The sequence below is a fragment of the Psychrobacillus syltrankelensis genome (assembly GCF_055454035.1).
On record NZ_CM144227.1, the window covers coordinates 518,103 to 535,454 of the forward strand.

General features: G+C 35.4%; 21 protein-coding genes, 1 pseudogene and 1 other annotated feature. Of the genes and pseudogenes, 16 read left to right on the forward strand and 6 right to left on the reverse strand.

Annotated elements, in window-relative coordinates; translation table 11 throughout:
• Positions 1–4: 4 nt before the first annotated feature.
• Entirely contained in the window at positions 5–958 is a 954-nt protein-coding gene (gene rnz, locus ACTSKG_RS02580) for a ribonuclease Z (RefSeq protein ID WP_464756591.1), read from the forward strand.
• A gap of 5 nt (positions 959–963) precedes the next feature.
• Here rnz and ACTSKG_RS02585 read toward each other — a convergent pair whose 3' ends face one another.
• From ACTSKG_RS02585 to ACTSKG_RS02595, 3 genes are all read right to left on the reverse strand, one after another.
• Positions 964–1,134: a hypothetical protein gene (locus ACTSKG_RS02585; protein ID WP_464756592.1), complete on the reverse strand. Its 171-nt coding sequence runs from the start codon at positions 1,132–1,134 to the stop codon at positions 964–966.
• 93 nt (positions 1,135–1,227) lie between these two features.
• Positions 1,228–2,040, reverse strand: coding sequence for a pyrroline-5-carboxylate reductase (proC, locus tag ACTSKG_RS02590; RefSeq protein ID WP_464756593.1), 813 nt, complete (start codon positions 2,038–2,040; stop codon positions 1,228–1,230).
• A 48-nt stretch (positions 2,041–2,088) separates the two neighbouring features.
• Positions 2,089–2,302: a binding site (T-box leader), on the reverse strand.
• The gene (locus tag ACTSKG_RS02595; protein WP_464756594.1) at positions 2,277–2,564 is read right to left on the reverse strand and encodes a hypothetical protein; all 288 of its coding nucleotides are present in this window, start codon (positions 2,562–2,564) and stop codon (positions 2,277–2,279) included. (Overlaps the previous feature by 26 nt.)
• 661 nt (positions 2,565–3,225) lie before the next feature.
• On the opposite strand from ACTSKG_RS02595, the gene ACTSKG_RS02600 reads away from it, so the two are divergent.
• From ACTSKG_RS02600 to ACTSKG_RS02615, 4 genes are read left to right on the forward strand one after another with little or no spacing between them, the layout of a single operon-like run.
• Positions 3,226–4,173, forward strand: a complete 948-nt coding sequence (locus tag ACTSKG_RS02600; protein ID WP_464756595.1) for an MBL fold metallo-hydrolase — start codon at positions 3,226–3,228, stop codon at positions 4,171–4,173.
• Positions 4,160–4,912, forward strand: a complete 753-nt coding sequence (locus ACTSKG_RS02605) for an SDR family NAD(P)-dependent oxidoreductase (protein ID WP_464756596.1) — start codon at positions 4,160–4,162, stop codon at positions 4,910–4,912. The genes ACTSKG_RS02600 and ACTSKG_RS02605 overlap by 14 nt, the downstream gene beginning before the upstream one ends.
• A gap of 30 nt (positions 4,913–4,942) precedes the next feature.
• Positions 4,943–5,725, forward strand: coding sequence for a GNAT family N-acetyltransferase (locus ACTSKG_RS02610; RefSeq protein WP_464756597.1), 783 nt, complete (start codon positions 4,943–4,945; stop codon positions 5,723–5,725).
• Positions 5,726–5,751: 26 nt separating this feature from the next.
• Positions 5,752–6,111, forward strand: coding sequence for a cupin (locus tag ACTSKG_RS02615; RefSeq protein WP_464756598.1), 360 nt, complete (start codon positions 5,752–5,754; stop codon positions 6,109–6,111).
• A 78-nt stretch (positions 6,112–6,189) separates the two neighbouring features.
• On the opposite strand, the gene ACTSKG_RS02620 is transcribed toward ACTSKG_RS02615, so the two are convergent.
• Positions 6,190–6,369 carry an aspartyl-phosphate phosphatase Spo0E family protein gene (locus tag ACTSKG_RS02620; RefSeq protein ID WP_464756599.1) on the reverse strand — a complete coding sequence of 60 codons (180 nt, stop codon included), beginning with the start codon at positions 6,367–6,369 and terminating at the stop codon, positions 6,190–6,192.
• Between the two features lie 477 nt (positions 6,370–6,846).
• Positions 6,847–8,226, reverse strand: coding sequence for a MocR-like pyridoxine biosynthesis transcription factor PdxR (pdxR, locus tag ACTSKG_RS02625; protein ID WP_464756600.1), 1,380 nt, complete (start codon positions 8,224–8,226; stop codon positions 6,847–6,849).
• 92 nt (positions 8,227–8,318) lie between these two features.
• Between pdxR and ACTSKG_RS02630 the strand changes: the two genes are divergently transcribed.
• On the forward strand, positions 8,319–8,738 hold the full coding sequence (locus ACTSKG_RS02630) for a GNAT family N-acetyltransferase (RefSeq protein WP_464756601.1): 420 nt from the start codon (positions 8,319–8,321) through the stop codon (positions 8,736–8,738).
• Positions 8,735–9,178 carry a GNAT family N-acetyltransferase gene (locus ACTSKG_RS02635; protein WP_464756602.1) on the forward strand — a complete coding sequence of 148 codons (444 nt, stop codon included), beginning with the start codon at positions 8,735–8,737 and terminating at the stop codon, positions 9,176–9,178. Before ACTSKG_RS02630 ends, ACTSKG_RS02635 begins: the two co-directional genes overlap by 4 nt.
• Before the next feature lie 272 nt (positions 9,179–9,450).
• Here the strand turns inward: ACTSKG_RS02635 and ACTSKG_RS02640 are convergent, their stop codons facing one another.
• On the reverse strand, positions 9,451–9,789 hold the full coding sequence (locus ACTSKG_RS02640) for a VOC family protein (protein WP_464756603.1): 339 nt from the start codon (positions 9,787–9,789) through the stop codon (positions 9,451–9,453).
• Between the two features lie 113 nt (positions 9,790–9,902).
• Between ACTSKG_RS02640 and ACTSKG_RS02645 the strand changes: the two genes are divergently transcribed.
• From ACTSKG_RS02645 to ACTSKG_RS02685, 9 genes and pseudogenes are all read left to right on the forward strand, one after another.
• Positions 9,903–10,412 carry a TetR/AcrR family transcriptional regulator gene (locus ACTSKG_RS02645; RefSeq protein ID WP_464756604.1) on the forward strand — a complete coding sequence of 170 codons (510 nt, stop codon included), beginning with the start codon at positions 9,903–9,905 and terminating at the stop codon, positions 10,410–10,412.
• Positions 10,413–10,660: 248 nt separating this feature from the next.
• Positions 10,661–11,085: pseudogene (gene fabZ, locus ACTSKG_RS02650) on the forward strand (3-hydroxyacyl-ACP dehydratase FabZ).
• A gap of 89 nt (positions 11,086–11,174) precedes the next feature.
• Positions 11,175–11,588, forward strand: a complete 414-nt coding sequence (locus tag ACTSKG_RS02655) for a VOC family protein (RefSeq protein WP_464756605.1) — start codon at positions 11,175–11,177, stop codon at positions 11,586–11,588.
• Between the two features lie 143 nt (positions 11,589–11,731).
• A complete protein-coding gene (locus tag ACTSKG_RS02660; protein ID WP_464756606.1) occupies positions 11,732–12,379 on the forward strand; it encodes an HAD hydrolase-like protein in 648 nt (215 codons plus the stop codon).
• A 103-nt stretch (positions 12,380–12,482) separates the two neighbouring features.
• The gene (locus ACTSKG_RS02665) at positions 12,483–13,361 is read left to right on the forward strand and encodes an aminoglycoside 6-adenylyltransferase (RefSeq protein ID WP_464756607.1); all 879 of its coding nucleotides are present in this window, start codon (positions 12,483–12,485) and stop codon (positions 13,359–13,361) included.
• A 3-nt stretch (positions 13,362–13,364) separates the two neighbouring features.
• Positions 13,365–13,790 carry a GNAT family N-acetyltransferase gene (locus ACTSKG_RS02670; protein ID WP_464756608.1) on the forward strand — a complete coding sequence of 142 codons (426 nt, stop codon included), beginning with the start codon at positions 13,365–13,367 and terminating at the stop codon, positions 13,788–13,790.
• Positions 13,791–14,398: 608 nt separating this feature from the next.
• Complete coding sequence (locus ACTSKG_RS02675; protein WP_464756609.1) at positions 14,399–15,145, forward strand: GTP cyclohydrolase II; 747 nt, start codon at positions 14,399–14,401, stop codon at positions 15,143–15,145.
• A 13-nt stretch (positions 15,146–15,158) separates the two neighbouring features.
• On the forward strand, positions 15,159–16,268 hold the full coding sequence (gene ribD / locus ACTSKG_RS02680) for a bifunctional diaminohydroxyphosphoribosylaminopyrimidine deaminase/5-amino-6-(5-phosphoribosylamino)uracil reductase RibD (protein WP_464756610.1): 1,110 nt from the start codon (positions 15,159–15,161) through the stop codon (positions 16,266–16,268).
• Entirely contained in the window at positions 16,265–17,347 is a 1,083-nt protein-coding gene (locus tag ACTSKG_RS02685; protein ID WP_464756611.1) for an FAD-dependent monooxygenase, read from the forward strand. Before ribD ends, ACTSKG_RS02685 begins: the two co-directional genes overlap by 4 nt.
• The last annotated feature ends 5 nt before the right edge of the window (positions 17,348–17,352 follow it).

Consider the following 17,352-nt stretch of genomic DNA (forward strand, 5'->3'; position numbering starts at 1 on the left):
GAAAATGCAATTATTATTTTTAGGAACTGGAGCAGGAATGCCGTCTAAAGGGCGAAACACAACTGCAACGGTGTTAAAACTACTAGAGGAAAGAGGAGTGTATTGGCTTTTTGATTGCGGAGAAGCTACTCAACATCAAATTCTTCATACGACATTAAAACCTCGTAAATTAGAAAAAATCTTTATAACACATTTACATGGAGATCATATTTATGGCTTACCAGGATTATTAGGCTCTCGTTCATTTTTAGGAGGAGATGCACCACTAACAATATATGGTCCAAAAGGTATAAAGGCATGGATTGAATTAACGCTTGCTACATCGAGCACATACTTACAATATAAACTAACCATTATAGAAATTGAAGATGGAATAATATTTGAAGATGCTCAATTTATCGTAGAAGCAAAATCGATTGAACATGTAATACCTTGTTTTGGTTTTAAGGTTACGCAGAAACCACTCCAACCACAATTGATAATTGAGAAAACAGACGCATTAGGAGTTCCAAGAGGCCCTCTGTTAAAACAATTAAAAGAAGGTCATGATATTGAACTTCCAGACGGAAGTATAGTTTTAAGTAAAGATGTAACTGGAGAGCCAAAAGATGGCTTCCAAATTGCATTACTAGGTGATACGAAATATTGTGAGAATTCTATTTCGCTTAGTAAAGGCGCAGACATCGTCATACATGAGGCTACTTTCGATAAGGACACTGCTGAATTAGCAGGTTTATATGGTCATTCTACTATTTTAGATGCGGCGAATGTTTGTAAAGAAGCGAATGCAAAACATTTGATCGTTAATCATATAAGTGCAAGATTTTTACCTTTCCATTTAACAGAAATGTTAAATCAAGTGGATCATTTTGATTTCCCAATTTATATTGCAGAAGATTTCGCAGAGTATGATTGGTCAAATGGTACATTAAATAAAATAACTGATTCCGAGCGCTGATACAATCACTCGGAATCTTTATATTTTTTATCTGTAATGACTAAACTTAGTGTTGCGATTGGTCCAATAATCAGGGAAAGTAAGAACCAATTAAGTCCACTTCTATTTTTCCCTTGTGCAATTCCTGCATTAATGAGGGCAAGCGTACCCCAACCTACAAAATAGGAGTTATCCATTATTCGTTCAGTCCTTTCTTATCGATTGGTCTCGGTTTAGGAAAATTGGTCTCGATTAAAGTATTTTGGTCTCGTTCTGCCATTTACTTTAATCTATTCGTACTGTTTTCCTAGCAGTCGCGATTTATTTTGAGCTGCATCAATACAAGCAAAAATAGCCTCTCCTACATTATGTTGTATTAGCTTTTCCAACCCTGCTTCTGTTGTGCCACCAGGACTTGTGACTCTTCTACGCAATTCTTCTGGTTCGAATTCTCCGTTTTTCATCATTTGTGCTGCACCTTCCATCGTCTGAATAAATAATTGGCGGGCATCCGATTTTTCTAAACCATGCTGTATAGCGGCCGCTTCAAATTGCTCTGCAAAGTAATAAAAATAAGCAGGACCACTCCCCGAAAGTGCAGTAACTACATGCAAGTCTTCTTCATTTACGGCTTTAACAGTTCCAATAGACTCTAAGATATCGATTATTAAAAGTTTTTCTTTATCTGTTACAAGTTCATTCCAACTAACAGCCGAAGCACTCAAACCAACAGCAGCAGAAGTATTCGGCATAACCCTCGCAATTGGACGACTCCCTAAATAATTTGTAATCGTTTGTATCGTTACACCAGCTATCACAGAAATTATCGTTGCATCTTTTTTTAAAAAAGGAGCAATGTCTGTCATTGCATCTTTAGCATCTTTTGGTTTCATTGCTAAAAAAACAATATTAGCTTCACATAATGCTTTTTTCTCTTTACAAACAATCTCTACATTATATGCCTTTTTTAATTGTTGAAGCTGTTCCACATCCGACTTATTCATCACATGAATGTTTTCCGGAGAAATTTTCTCCTGCTTTGTTAATCCATGAATAATAGCCTCAGCCATAGCACCGGCACCGACAAATACAATTCTAGTCATATGAATTCCTCCTTTTAAAAATAAAAAAAGCGCTCTCGTCCTATATATCATAAGGACGAAAACGCAATGATTTCCGCGGTACCACCTAAATTTGCCGAAAATATCGGCACAACTTAATCCTTCTTATCGCGAAGGACACGACTATGTTTTCATAGTAGCTCCGAAGTAGGTTCGACATATGAGCGGGAGGTGAAACTTGCAGCGGGTCATTTCACTCTCTAAACTCCATCATATATTTACTGTTCTTCATCTTGGCTTTTATTTTCTGAATTAATGAAATTATAGGACTGTTGTGAGTAAAAGTCAAATTCATTATTAAATGTAGATGAGAAGACTAGGTTAATATCAAATGGAGTTGTTATTAGAAATAAATAGATTGCACGGAAAATGCTCTCCGGATGATCGGGCAAAGCTCTCGCATCAGCAGGAGTTGCTTTCGTATAAGAGTGATGTTCTCTCAGATAGATATAGAATGATTCGGATAAGCGTGTTGCTCCTCCGATGATAGTACTTAGCTCTCGCATCGTCAGAGGTTGCTCTCGTATGAGTGAGTTGTGCTCTCGGAAAGCCAGAGAATGCTCTCGGATAAGTGGATTGCTCTCGTATGACTCGGCAATGCTCTCACAATAGCAGGGATTGCTCTCGTATCGGTGGGTTGAGCTCTCGGATAGCAAGCGAAAGCTCTCGGATAAGCAGGTTGATCTCGTATGACTTGGCATAGCTCTCGCAACAGCAGGGGTTGCTCTCGTATAAGTGGATTGCTCTCGCAATAGCAGGGATTGCTCTCGTATCGGTGAGTAGAGCTCTCGGAGAGCCAGAGAATGCTCTTGTATAAGTGGATTGCTCTCGTATGATTGTGCAATTCTCTCGCAACAGAAGGGGTTGCTCTCGTATCAGAGTGATGTGCTCTCGGATAGCTAGAGATGGTCTAGTATTAGCGGAATGCTCTCGGAAGACTGGGTATTGCTCTAGCATCGGCGGATGTTGCTCTCGTATCGGTGTGTCAGGCTCTCGGATATGCAGATACTGCTCGAGGAAAAGCTTATTACTCGCTTAAGACTGGCATAGCTTTCGCATAGTAGAAGCGTTTGATTAAACTCTATTTCTACTGATACATTAGTGACGTTGCCAATAAAAAAATGTACAATAGAATGAATTACCATTCATTAGAAGGGGAGTTCTTATATGACAATACATAAAATTACTATTCCAACACCATTTGCGGTTGGGGATGTAAATGCATATTTAATTAAAGGTGATGTACTTACATTAGTAGATGTTGGTCCTAAAACAGAAGAAGCGCTTGTTGCTCTTACAGCAGGCATAAAAGAAGCGGGTTACTCACAATCAGATATAGAACAAGTTCTTTTAACACATCACCATCCTGACCATTCTGGATGGGTCGATGCATTTGAACACGCTACAATATTAGGTCATGCATACAATCAACCGTGGCTAACAAGAGATGCTGATTTTTTCCGCTTTCATGATGAATTTTATCTAAAGTGTCTTATGGAGGAAGGAGTACCTGAGAGCTATTTCAATTGGGTTGAAAAAATGAGAAGACCGATTCACTTTATCGGAAACAGACCACTTGAAAAGCCTTTAAAAGATGGTGACATCCTTCCAGGTCATCCCGATTTAACCGTATTGGAAACATTAGGTCATGCTCAAAGTCACCTATCTTTTTGGTCGGAGAAAACAGGAGTTCTAATAGGCGGGGATCATATTCTGGAAAAAATTTCTTCAAATCCACTAATTGAACCACCACTCAATTTAAAGGGCGAGCGTTCAAAATCTATGCTTCAATATAATGCCTCACTTAAACGAATCCAAACTTTACCTGTAGAAAAGATATTTAGTGGGCATGGAAACGAAGTATACAACGTATCTGAGTTAATTAGTAGCAGACTTGAAAAACAGCGAGAACGCGCTTTAAAAGTTTTGGACATGATGAAAGAAGGGGAAAAAACTATTTTTCAGCTAACTCAACAACTTTTTCCAAAAGTATATGAAAAGGAATTAGGTTTAACTCTTTCGGAAACGATAGGACAAATCGATTATCTAATGGATGAAGGCTATATTAATGAACGACGAAACGAGAAAGGTATTTTGTTATATGACCAAGCGTAAGAATATTTTTATCACTGGAGCTACAAGTGGTGTTGGATTACTGCTTGCAAAAAAACTCCACGCAGCTGAGTATGCAATTTGGGCTAGTGGTCGCAATGTTGAAGTTTTGGAGCATCTAGATGGGCTTGGCTTACATACAATACAAGCAGACTTAGCAAAGGAACAGTCTTATGAAGAGTTGTTTCAAATGATGGAAACTCCAGACACAATAGTACTCTGTGCAGGTATTGGTACATTTGCTTATTTATCGGAATTAGAAGTAAAAGATATGACACAAATGATGCATGTAAATGTTATAGCTCCAATGATTCTGACTAAGTATTTTGCTGAGAAAATGAAAGAAAGAGGAAGTGGACATATTATTTTTGTCGCTTCTCAAGCAGGAAAAGTAGCTACACCGAAAGCATCAGTCTATGCAGCCTCTAAGCACGCAATTTTAGGATTCGCAAATAGCGTTCGTATGGAATTAAAAGAGTATGGAATTCAAGTCACAACAATTAATCCTGGACCAATAGATACACCATTCCTTGACCTAGCAGATCTAACCGGCAATTATCGCGACAAACTTAGCAAACATCTCTTATCACCTGAAAAGGTAGTGGAAGCGATCATAAAAACTATTGAACATCCAGTTCGTGAGGTAGATCTTCCTTCATATATGAGTCTAACGAGTAAACTTTATGCAATTTTCCCAAAGACAGTTGAAACACTAGGAAAAGCGTTTTTTAATAAAAAGTAGCATTTCAATTAATTACAGGAGGAATTTTAGATGATTTATCAAGATATTTTAAAATTAGAATTTGCATATTTAGAAACTTTTAGTAGACGAACAGAAACCAATTGGGGTTCACTATTTTGCAATGAAAATCAACCCTCATATTATGATGCAAACCATGCACATATTAGTAGAAAATCTGAATCACCTCAACAATTAATAGATGAAGTAGTTCGTTATTATGAAACTAAAAAAATTATACCGAGATTTTATATATACGATTTAGACAACCAACAAAATCTAATTGCAACTTTAAAGTTAAATAGTTTTGGCTTCGAAGAATTAATTAGTCCAGTTCAACTGTGGGATAAAAAAATTGTAGATATAGAGAATAATAAGGATGTAGTGATTGAAATTGTTACGAAAGATAATTATGAAGAAGCTTTGAACATTGAATGCAGTATAAAAGAGTTCGGTGGTAAAGAAGTTAGAGAAAAAGCGTTTGAACAGGAATTTAATCATCCTAATTTTAAGCACTTTCTACTCCGTTATAATGGTACTGCATGTGCAACTGCTTGTATTTTTAGTTATCACAACCAAGCTCGTATGGAAAGTGTAGCTACTTTAGAAACATTTAGAGGTAGAGGATTAATAGGAGAATTAATACAATATCTCCAAGTTGAAGTTTTAAAAGAAGGGTTAGAAAACCTATGGGTGTTTCCTATCAATGAAAAAATTGAAAAAGTATATCAAAAATATGGATTTAATACTGTAGCAAAATGGAAGATGGGTCATGCATATTTAGGTGGAAAAAGTATTAAAGTAATCCAAGGTTAGAGATTTTATTTGAAGGGGAAATAATATTGGAACTATATAAATTTGATAAACAAGTAGGAAAAAATATTTCACATTTTAACTCGAATTTTATCATGTCTCGAATTGTAAGAACCGAGAAGCCAATACATATTGGTTGTATGTATTTAGAAAACAATGGGGTTGTTGGTTATCATGAAGCTGTTGTACCTCAATTACTTCTTGTAATTGCTGGAGAAGGATGGGTTCGTGGGGAAGATGAATTCAAGGTAAAGGTTAAAGCCGGCGATGCAGTTTTCTGGAAAAAAGGGGAAGGTCATGAAACAACAACTGAAACTGGTTTAACTGCTATTGTGATAGAATCTGAAGAATTAAATCCGTCTGAATTTATGCAAAAAAGAATATTATGATTCAATTTTCGCTTCACATAATAAAACCGATCAGCTTAAACGACTAATCGGTTTTATTTTGTGAGGAATTCAATCTAATTATGATACTTTGTCTTGATACTGATTAAGTAGATGATCTAATTCTTGGCTGATAGAGACGACCACTCGATGGGTGTATCCATGCTTTTTCGCCATTCTGTACATATCTTTCCTCTTGATTCCAATCCGAATCAATAATGCCTTTTGGTTCAAAAAACTTTTCACAAAAACTTCCTCCATATAGTATATTTAGCTTCAATTCTTGAGGATAATTTCTAGTAGGTAGGGAAGCAACTTGTCCATTGTACGACATAAAAAATGCAAAATTTGTCACATTACGTAGGGAATCATAAATTTAATATATTTGTAATAAAAGAATTAAATACTAGTCGAAATATGAAAGAAGAAAAGATATGTTGTATTAGTTGAGTTAATTTCATAAAGTAGCATTTAATTATTAAAACATGAACAATACTTAATTTATTGATTGGAGCGACAGGCGGCGACTCCAGCGGGATGAGTGAGACAGATGAGCCATCGCAAACGACGCGAATGCGGCGGTGAGGGCTCATCGCTCACCCCGCGGAAAGCGTCCGCCTATAGCGGAAATCATGCTGATATATGAAGAGTATATTATACATAATCATACATTTCATTATAATATTGTTCGTGTTTTATGCTTTAAATTTGAATTATGAAATTGATTCAGTTAATTAATCATTGCCATGCTTTTTTTAAAAGCTGAACACCTTGCTGTAATTCATCGATTGATAGATTACTAAAACCAAGTTGAAGCATTGGTTCTTGTGGATGATTACCAATAAAAAAATGTGAAGTAGGATATACTTTAACTCCTTGGTCAATTGCTAATTGTATTAGTCTTTCTTCACTTTCGGTGGAGTGTAATTGAATTAATATATATAATCCAGATTGCGCTCCTATAATGCTAATGGCTTGACCAAAAGCCAAGTGTAAGGAAGAAACGAGCGCGTGCATTTTTCTTTTGTATGTTGCACGCATTTTCCGAATATGTGAATCCCAATGTCCACGTTCCATAAAACGAGCCATCGTCCGTTGATGAATGCTAGAAGCTGTTTGTTCAAAAGTAGCGAATTGTTGATTATACTGATCCAATAGTTCAGAAGGTAATACCATATAACATAACCGAATCGACGGTAAAAAAGCTTTTGAAAACGTACTTATATAAATGACTCGTGCTTCTTGTTGAATCGATAAAAGAGCAGGGATTGGCTGTTGTTGATACCGAAATTCACTGTCATAATCATCTTCAATAATATAGCCATTTTGTGTACGCGCCCATTTTAATAATTTTAGTCGTTCTGCGATAGGTAATGTCACACCTGTTGGAAACTGATGTGATGGGGTAATATACACAAGCTTTGAATCCGTCTGTTCAAGCTGATTTATACATAATCCTTTTTCTTTTACTTCAATAGGATTAATCTGAAATCCATTAAGCTGAAAAACAGCACGAGCACCATCATAGCCTGGGTTCTCGACGGCAATCGAAGAATAATCCCTCTTTAATATAAAGGTTAGGTTCATTAATAGTTGTTGTGTACTACTACCAATCACAATAGAGTCAGCAGAAGTTCGAATACCTCTAGATTGCAATAAATAGCTTGCAATTTTTTCTCGTAGTAACCTATCTCCTTGTTGTTCACCGTACATATATACAATTTCATCCTTCGACACTTCGTTGACACATTGTTTCCAAGCTTTTATAGGAAATGCATGTTGATCAACGGATCCTGCTCGAAAATCCACCGTAATATTACATTCTTCAGATATGTACTTTTCGGTATGCAATGTCGGGGTATGTATATCGACTGACTCGAAAGTTTCAACAAAATAACCTCTTTTTTGCTCACTTCTAATATAACCCTCAGCAAGTAATTGTTCATATGCGACAAGTGTCGTATTTCTACTAACATGTAAAATCTCAGCAAGCTGACGAATTGAAGGAAGTTTAGTGTTAGGCTGGAGTTCTTTATTTTCAATAAGTGATCGAATGGAAAGGTAAATTTGCTTATATTTCGGACTGTTTTCACGTAAATGTATCACTAACTCTTTCATACTGCACCTCTTACTGACATATTGAAATAGTCAAAACTGTATCTTTTTATAATGTCATTTGTTTTTAATACTATATGAAAGGAGTGAAAAAAATGCAAATAAAAATTTTAGAGACAAATGAAGATTGGAAATCCGTATATCCTCTTATTCAACAATTGCGATCCCATTTATCGGAAGAACGGTATTTTGAACTTTTAAAACAAATGCCAACATATCAAGGATGGGTTATTGTGGATGAGACATATAAAGCATTTATTGGTTTTGAAGAACGTCATAACTTTTACAATGAAAAACACTTATTTGTACTTGATTTTGTGACAAATGAAAATGAGAGGTCAAAAGGATATGGAGAAAGACTTATGAATGCTCTTATTACGCACGCAAAAGAATATCGCTTTGCTTATGTTGCTTTAGAATCTGGTCTTGAGAGGTATGATGCACATCGTTTTTATGAAACTAAAATGGGGTTTAGTAAATGGTGCTACTCATTTAGAAAGAAGGTATTGATATGAAAATTGTAAAAGGGAATCTTAAATGTCTAAAGGATCTCATTCCACTATTTAATGGGTATCGTTTGTTTTATGGACAGCCGAGCGATGAAGAAGGTGCAAAAGACTTTTTATTAGCAAGAATTCAAAATGAGGAATCGATTATTTACATTGCATATCTGGACGATAACCCAGTGGGATTTGTTCAGTTATATCCGTTTTTTTCTTCAGTAGGTATGCAGAGAGCATACATCTTAAATGATTTGTTTGTCGACCCATCTTGTCGAAAGAAAGGGGTTGGAAAAGCACTAATGAAACAGGCTTTTCAATTTTGTGAAGAAGAGAAAGTTAGATTTATTACATTACAGACAGCAACTAATAATCATAGTGCAAAATCATTATATGAGCAGATGGGAATGCATATAGATAATGAGTGTGATTATTATATTAAATATTTGAATTAAAAATGTAGGTGAGGAGAAAGGAACTAAGTATAGAAGGTAAAAGATTCTATCTGGTAATAAAAGCAAAAGATCTTATCTTTCCCATAGGTTAGTCTTCCTGTTTCGTATATGAAGGATAGTCCAACTACACTAGTGAGTTCCAAATTCTTTATCGTCATTGCGAGTTATTGGTTCGTTAATAATTTGCATTAAATCAATCAATTAACTTGAAGTTAAAGACCTAAACTGCTGAATGCCAGATTTGACCTTTAAAATCTGGCATTACTTTTTTGTTATTCTTTACTAAAGTCTAAAATTCTTATTAGATTCCCAGAGTTGTCTTGAAAGATAGCGTAACGACCAGGAGGAATATCGATAGGCTCTTTAATGAACTTTATACTGTCTTTATTTTCCTCAAAGTATTGATCTACACTTTCAACTAAAAAAACTGCTCCGGGAGTTAAACCTACTTCATCATTTTCTATCATTAATTGGACTTCTGAGCCTGGCATTTTTAATGCAACAGTATGATCTCCTTCTCTCCATGCTTCTTCAAAACCTAATACATCACGATAAAAAGCAAGTGATTCCTTTAGATTTTCAACTGGATAATCCATAAATACTAATTTCATATACTTTCCTCCAATATTTTTATTTTTTTGATAATTTAATTATGTATGACGTAATCATATTATGTCAAGCGTAATATGTTTACGTGAATTTATGGACATGTTATGATGATTGTATGAAAAATTGGATACCTGTACCAGGCTCAAACAAAGATAAAATTATTAAAGTAGCGCTCGAGGAATTTAGTGTGAAGGGATACAAAGCGGTAAATATTGCAGAGTTAGCTGCAATAGCAGATATGACAACGGGCGCCGTCTATCACCACTTTGGTTCTAAAGCAAAACTGTATGAAATTATAAGGAACGATATGGAACAAAGAATTATAGACAGAATGGAGGGAGCAGCTTCTTTATTTGATCAAGAGAGAGAGGCATTGGAGGCAGCACTTGTTACTGGTTTAAATTTTGCTGTAAAAATGAACCTTTGTAAACTTCTGAGCGATGAAAAACCCTATACTCATCAAGATAAGATAGAGGAGTTTTTAACAAACATGCTAGAAAAAGAAAACCTTCCCCTTGATGTTGTTGTACTTTCTTCGTGGCGTTCTATATTAAAGGCAATTACCGAGGGACAGATAACTCATGAACAGGGAAAAAGTTTACTAAAATGGCTATTTAGAAGTTAAGGAATATGCAAAGGAAACGTCTGAAATCATACTTGAGACATACTATTTATACAACATGTAAGCACCATTTGAGATTATATTTCTCGAATGGTGCTATTTCGTTTGTTCCCTATGTAAAGCATTTTTTCACAATCGCTGAGAGAGATAATTTATGATTTAAAAACAATTAACACACATATTTATACTAGGTATTAATACTAAGTGATATAATATAGTAAAAAAATTATATCATTAGTGAGGTTTTAAGAATGTTAGACACCCAACAAATTCAATCAATTATTAAACACCGCTATCCATTTCTTTTAGTGGATAGAATACTAGAATTAGAGGAAGGAAAACGAGCTGTTGGAAAAAAAAATGTGACAGTGAATGAACAATTTTTTACTGGGCATTTTCCAAATTATCCTGTAATGCCAGGTGTATTAATTGTAGAGGCGCTAGCTCAACTAAGTGGAATAATCATGTTTACTACAGATGGAAACAAGGGTAGACTGGGACTTTTAGCTGGCATAGATAATTGTCGGTTTAAAAAGCAAGTTAAACCAGGAGATCAACTTCGACTGGAAGTAGAGATTACACGTCTAAAAGGACCTATTGGAAAGGAAAAGGTATCGCCACCGTTGATGGAAAGTTAGTTTGTGAAACAGATTTGATATTTGCATTTGGAAAATAACAAAGTCTAAAAACAAAAATTCATTCAAATGTATGAGTTAGTCCCTTAATTTTAAATGATAAAATTAACAAAAAAGGGGGATTGGTTCTATGCAAGCTAAATGGCCGGAAAATATGCAAGTAGCACAAATTAGAGTAGCACGCCCAACTCATCAGTTAAAGGAAATTATCAAATTTTATTGTGAAGGGCTGGGTTTAAAGAAAATTGGATCTTTTACTGGGCATGAAGGCTACGCTGGTGTCATGATTGGCCTTCCAAATGCAAATTATCATTTAGAGTTTACACAGCATGAAGACGGTAGTCCTTGTCCTGCTCCTACTAAAGACAATTTGCTCGTTTTTTATTTACCTAATTTTGAAGAGATTGAAGAGATACAAAATAGATTAGAAGGAATGGGATACAATATAGTATCTCCTGAAAATCCGTATTGGGAAAAGTCGGGTATTACAATTGAAGATCCAGATGGTTGGCGAATAGTGCTAATGAATACAACTGGGATATAATTAAAGTATCCTTTAAAAAGTCCGAATAGAAAGTGGTCATACATGTGTAGTGTGTGAAATCTTTCTTTTCGGATTTTTTATTTGCAACCATTTTCTTCTATAAACGTATTAGAGTGTAGTACATAAGAATAGAGGAGAAAAAAATGAAACTATCATTAATTTTTGATATGGATGGTACGTTATTTCAAACGGACAAAATTTTAGAAATTTCACTTGAAAATACATTTAACTATTTAAGAGAATCAAAACTTTGGGATAAAGAAACCCCAATCGAGAAGTACCGCGAGATTATGGGAGTTTCCTTACCGGTAGTCTGGGAAAACTTATTGCCAAATCAAACGTTGGAAGTTCGGGAACTAGCGAACGAGTTTTTTCATGCCCAATTAATAGCAAATATTAAGAATGGAAAAGGAGCTCTATATCCTCATGTGGAGGAAGTGTTCAGCTATTTAAAAAGTAATAACTATTCAATCTATATTGCTAGTAATGGGCAAATTGAGTATTTGAAGGCGATTGTAGATTACTATGACTTAGCTCAGTGGGTTTCTGAAACATTTAGCATTCAACAAGTTCACACGGATGACAAAGCTGATTTAGTTTCTACTATTATAAAGAAGCATGATATTCAAGAAGGTGCTGTAATAGGGGATAGATTATCAGATATTAACGCAGCTAAAAAGAATGGATTAACTTCTATTGGATGTAGATTTGATTTTTCCCAAGAAGCTGAGCTTTCTCAGGCAGAACTAGTTATTGACGATTTACAAGAGCTAAAAAGGGTTTTCAAGTAATTTTAATATGAAAAGCCGCTTCTAAGTATAAAAGACTGAGCAGATGTGTAAAAAAGAAATCTCCATTCTTTAAATCAAAGATGAGAAAGCAGAGGTAAACCACATGAGCGATTATAAGGAAATCATGAATAAAGTGATACTTTGGGGAGAAAGAGAAGACGATATTCGCGCCATTTTTGTTGTTGGATCAATGGCTAGAAGTGATAAACCTTCAGATGAATGGTCAGATATGGACTTAGTTATTGTATCTTCAGATGTTGAAAAATGGTTGAGAAATGAGGAGTGGATTAGTAATTTTGGAAACCCTCAAATATCTTTTTTAGAGGGAACTCCAGTTGGAAATTTAATAGAAAGACGAGTTATGTTTGATGGAGCAATTAGCGTAGACTTTAATTTTTTGAAATTAGAAATAGCTAAAACATTTTTAAATAGTGAAGAAGTGCAAGGTGTAATTGCGCGTGGAGTCAAAATATTACTAGATAAAGATTCCATTACTGAAATCTTTCATAATACTTCCTACGTGATAAAAAACAAAGAAGTACCTAAGTTTAGTGAATTTAAAAACGATGTAAATGATTTTTGGTTCCATGCAGTTTATGTGGCAAAGAAATTACGCCGCGGAGAGTTATTAGTTGCTAAGTCTAACTGCGATGAATATTTGAAGCGACTGTTGATAATATTTGTAAAGTTGCAATCAAAGATGAAAAATAGAACAAATCGGCAAAGTTGGCATGATGTAAGATTTTTTGAAGAATGGGCAGATAAAGAGGTAGTACATGAATTTCAGGCGATTTATGGAAAATATAATGAGGAAAGTGTTTGGGATGCTTTATTTCACACAATGCAGCTTTATAGAAAAGTTGCCCAACAAATTGCAGTAGAACTAGATTACGAGTATCCAATAATTGCTGATCAAAGTGCTACTAAACTTGTAACTAATTACTACAAAGGAAGAAATAGGTTAATAACAGAGGAGAATTAAAACATGAATTTTCTCATCACAAAAGAGGCAGATAAAGAAGGTAATAAATATATTAATAACGAGTTATATCAATACAATTTGATGCATTTTCCAGAAGATTTAAAAGGTAGATATAAAGAGATAACTCTGTTTCTAAGAGACGAAAATAATGCTGTACGTGGTGGAATAATAGGGGAAGTATGCTGGAATTGGCTAGAGATTCAAATCTTAATTATCGATGAGAATTTACGGAAATCCGGGCTTGGATCAAAACTATTATTAGAAGCCGAAAAAATTGCGCGAGATAGTCAGTGTGACTTCATTAAGCTCGATACACTTAGTTTTCAGGCGTTAGAATTTTATAAAAAACATGGTTATGAAGTATATGGATGCTTGGAAAATGTCGGCAGAGAGCATAAGCATTATTATATGAAGAAGGATCTGAATTAATAAAGAATAACTCTCTTTTACTAGAGAAAAATGGAATGATGTCGATAAGTAAGAAAAACTTTGAAATTACTCTGGATGGCACTGAATAACTGAAATAAAGTGAGTACGGAAATCATAAATAAAAAATACTTATTTAGAAACTCATAGTAGGGTATTCTGCTAAAGAGTATGCATGAAGTTGTGTGCCTTTTTTAATAATTTATGAAGAATGAAAACAAGAGTAGAGTGTGGGATTTTGACGTTCCTCCTCTACTTTTTAACTTTTTGATACCATACTTTAAATAAGTATGGAAATAAAGAAAAAATATGAATTTAGTTTGTAGTTTTAGGGCTTAGTCAGTAAATGCGATTAGATCGAAATGAAGAGCGTGCATTAAAATGGAAGAATCAATACGGCTTTTGTCCAATTATTATCATTACTTTTTGCATAAAATATATGATTCTAGTATGCTAATTGCAGTTAGTGTATATAATTTGACTAAAAGCGCTTGTAATTATATACTAGGTTACGTTATGTAAGTGAAGGTTTGATTAAAACGACAAATAGAAAACAGATGATTCACCTTAGAATGTAAATCTGTTTAAACTATAAGATTGGTGAGAATGAGATGACTATATTAAAAGAAACAATGGATATTTTACAAGATAAAATGAAATTAATTGAAATAACTGCTAATGAGAAATTATGTTTAGTTGGCCCTGTAAAATTGCCAATTAAACAAGGTGATTTTACCGCAACATTTAACTGGTATTCATGGTTAAAAGTCAATGCATCACTTTCTAAAGAAGAGGTTGTTGACTTGCTTGCAAAATCAGATTTAGCTTTTGGACAACAATCATCGGTATTAGTGTTTGGTGACTTTGCACATGAAGATGACGCACTTATTCGTATGCATAGTATTTGTCATACGGGTGATATTTTTGGTAGTCAACGATGTGATTGTGGCTATCAGCTGCACGAATCGATGAAAATGATTGCGAATCATGGTTGCGGAGCAATTTTTTACTTAGCAGACCACGAAGGAAGAGGCATCGGATTATTTTCTAAATCATTAGCTTACCTACTACAAGAAGATGGGTATGACACAGTGGAAGCGAATCATGCACTTGGCTTTGAAGATGATACACGTTCATACGACGATGCGATTCGTGTGTTAGAAGCATTAAGAGATAAACCAGTTACACTAATTACAAATAATCCGAAAAAACTTTCTGCACTAAAGGCTCATGGGTTACTAGCAGTTAATCACGTACCACTATGGGGTGGATTAACGGATACAAATCGTTTCTATTTAGAAACTAAAGTGCAAAAGTCAGGACATATTTTGGAAGAAAAACCGACTATAAACGTCTAAGGAGTGCATGGCGATGAAGAACGACCAAGATTATATGCGCCTTGCCCTTGATTTAGCTGCAAGTGCAAAAGGAAAAACAAACCCGAATCCAATCGTTGGGGCTGTCATAGTAAAAGATGGCGTAATTGTTGGAACAGGGCTACACCGTAAAGCAGGAGAGCCTCACGCAGAAGTGCACGCTTTTAATATGGCAGGTGAGCATGCGAAAGGGGCGACCTTGTACGTTACGTTAGAGCCTTGCTCTCATTACGGAAAAACACCACCATGTGCGAAACTTGTGAAAGAATCAGAAGTATCCCGCGTGGTTGTAGCCATGCAAGACCCAAACCCTGAAGTGGCTGGAAGAGGTATTAGGATGCTACTTGACGCCGGCATTGTAGTAGATGTTGGTGTGCTAGAAGAAGAGGCAAAAAGACTCAACGAACGCTTTGTTCATAATATGATCTCGGAGCGTCCATTTGTCATTTCAAAATTTGCAATGACACTCGATGGCAAGCTTGCGACTTATAATGGTCATTCAAAATGGATAACAGGAGAAAGTGCACGTGCCGATGTTCATCTACTTCGTAACGAAGTAGATGCAATTTTAGTCGGTGTTAAGACAGTATTAGCGGATAACCCATCTTTAACGACTAGGTTGCCAGAAGGCGGAGGGAAAAACCCGACTCGCATTATTTTAGATAGTCAATTACGCACACCACTAGAGGCAAATGTATTACAAACCGACGAAGCAGATACAATCATTGTCACAACTATTGATGCAGATTCAGAACTTGTAAGGCTATATGAAGAAAAAGGTGTTTCTTTTATTTATGTATCACGTGAAGACAATGGATTGAATTTACAAGAAATGCTTGGAAAGTTATTTAAACGTGGAATTACAGATGTACTCGTTGAAGGTGGAGGAGCAGTAAATGCCTCGTTTTTAAGAACTGGATTAATTGATAAGTACCTCATATATATTGCCCCAAAAGTGTTAGGTGGAAGAAATTCGTTAACACCATTTACTGGTGATGATATTGATTCAATGGATGCTGCAATAGATTTGTCATTTGAAGAAATCAAGAAGTTTGGAGAAGATATTCGAATTACAGCGTATCCAAAACAAGGTGATAAAAAGTGAATAATAAAGTAGATGTATGTATTGTAGGAGCGGGACCAGGAGGTGTACTTCTTGCGTATTTACTAGCGAAGAAAAATGTTTCCGTTATACTTCTGGAACGTCAACAGGAAGTAGGAAAAGCATTTCGTGGGGAGCATCTAAACGAAGAAGGCGAAGCAATTCTAAAAGAACATGGTCTTTTTGATGCTATAGAACAATTAGGGTTACTTCGCATGGAACAGCTGGAATATTGGCATGAGGGAATGCCATTTAAGACGGTCTTACCTGATCCAAAAGTAGGGCATCTTGGCATTCATGTACCACAAGCGCATCTGTTAACAGTCTTGTTACAGGCAGCACAGCAATACTCTACATTTAGTTGTATGATGAATACGAAAGTAGTAGAGTTGCTAAAAGATAACTCTGGAAATTTTTGTGGTGTCAAAGCAATAAGTGATGGAGAAGAAATTGTGATTGAAAGCAACATTATTATTGGTGCAGATGGTCGATACTCAACTGTTCGAAAAAAAGCAGATATTGATGTGACAATTCGAAAGCATGGATTCGATTTACTTTGGGCTAGAATACCTGCACCTAAAGAGTGGTCTCCGTCAATTAGAATGGCACTTATTGGTGATAAACAATTATCGCTATTTACACAAGCGAAAGGCTTTATTCAAATTGGTTGGAATATTGAAGAAGGCTCGTATCCTAAGTTACGTAAGCAACCATTTACTCCGTTTATCGAGCAATTGGTTGATGCATTTCCAGAGCTTGAAGAAACCGTTCATCAACATATTCAATCTTGGCAGGATTTTGTCTTATTAGATGTGTACAGTTCTACGAGTGAAAGCTGGGGAAAAGACGGTGTAATATTATTAGGTGATGCGGTGCATACAATGACACCAACAGGGGCTTTCGGATTAAATAGCGCATTAAAAGATGCAGATTTTCTAGCAACCCTCATTGATAAAAATTATGTATCGCAACTCGATTTATTGGATTGTGCAACTAAAAGAAAAAAAGAAGTAGAAAAGATTCAAGCGATTCAAATTGAGAAAGAGCAATCATTTGCGTCCCAATTTGTCGTATTGGCTTAAGGAGT

Excerpts from the sequence above, each read along its gene's own strand:
- rnz (WP_464756591.1), top strand. The coding sequence starts at position 5 with ATGCAATTATTATTTTTAGGAACTGGAGCAGGAATGCCGTCTAAAGGG.
- ACTSKG_RS02585 (WP_464756592.1), bottom strand. The coding sequence starts at position 1,134 with ATGGATAACTCCTATTTTGTAGGTTGGGGTACGCTTGCCCTCATTAAT.
- proC (WP_464756593.1), bottom strand. The coding sequence starts at position 2,040 with ATGACTAGAATTGTATTTGTCGGTGCCGGTGCTATGGCTGAGGCTATT.
- ACTSKG_RS02595 (WP_464756594.1), bottom strand. The coding sequence starts at position 2,564 with ATGCGAGAGCTAAGTACTATCATCGGAGGAGCAACACGCTTATCCGAA.
- ACTSKG_RS02600 (WP_464756595.1), top strand. The coding sequence starts at position 3,226 with ATGACAATACATAAAATTACTATTCCAACACCATTTGCGGTTGGGGAT.
- ACTSKG_RS02605 (WP_464756596.1), top strand. The coding sequence starts at position 4,160 with ATGACCAAGCGTAAGAATATTTTTATCACTGGAGCTACAAGTGGTGTT.
- ACTSKG_RS02610 (WP_464756597.1), top strand. The coding sequence starts at position 4,943 with ATGATTTATCAAGATATTTTAAAATTAGAATTTGCATATTTAGAAACT.
- ACTSKG_RS02620 (WP_464756599.1), bottom strand. The coding sequence starts at position 6,369 with ATGGAGGAAGTTTTTGTGAAAAGTTTTTTGAACCAAAAGGCATTATTG.
- pdxR (WP_464756600.1), bottom strand. The coding sequence starts at position 8,226 with ATGAAAGAGTTAGTGATACATTTACGTGAAAACAGTCCGAAATATAAG.
- ACTSKG_RS02630 (WP_464756601.1), top strand. The coding sequence starts at position 8,319 with ATGCAAATAAAAATTTTAGAGACAAATGAAGATTGGAAATCCGTATAT.
- ACTSKG_RS02635 (WP_464756602.1), top strand. The coding sequence starts at position 8,735 with ATGAAAATTGTAAAAGGGAATCTTAAATGTCTAAAGGATCTCATTCCA.
- ACTSKG_RS02640 (WP_464756603.1), bottom strand. The coding sequence starts at position 9,789 with ATGAAATTAGTATTTATGGATTATCCAGTTGAAAATCTAAAGGAATCA.
- ACTSKG_RS02645 (WP_464756604.1), top strand. The coding sequence starts at position 9,903 with ATGAAAAATTGGATACCTGTACCAGGCTCAAACAAAGATAAAATTATT.
- ACTSKG_RS02655 (WP_464756605.1), top strand. The coding sequence starts at position 11,175 with ATGCAAGCTAAATGGCCGGAAAATATGCAAGTAGCACAAATTAGAGTA.
- ACTSKG_RS02660 (WP_464756606.1), top strand. The coding sequence starts at position 11,732 with ATGAAACTATCATTAATTTTTGATATGGATGGTACGTTATTTCAAACG.
- ACTSKG_RS02665 (WP_464756607.1), top strand. The coding sequence starts at position 12,483 with ATGAGCGATTATAAGGAAATCATGAATAAAGTGATACTTTGGGGAGAA.
- ACTSKG_RS02670 (WP_464756608.1), top strand. The coding sequence starts at position 13,365 with ATGAATTTTCTCATCACAAAAGAGGCAGATAAAGAAGGTAATAAATAT.
- ACTSKG_RS02675 (WP_464756609.1), top strand. The coding sequence starts at position 14,399 with ATGACTATATTAAAAGAAACAATGGATATTTTACAAGATAAAATGAAA.
- ribD (WP_464756610.1), top strand. The coding sequence starts at position 15,159 with ATGAAGAACGACCAAGATTATATGCGCCTTGCCCTTGATTTAGCTGCA.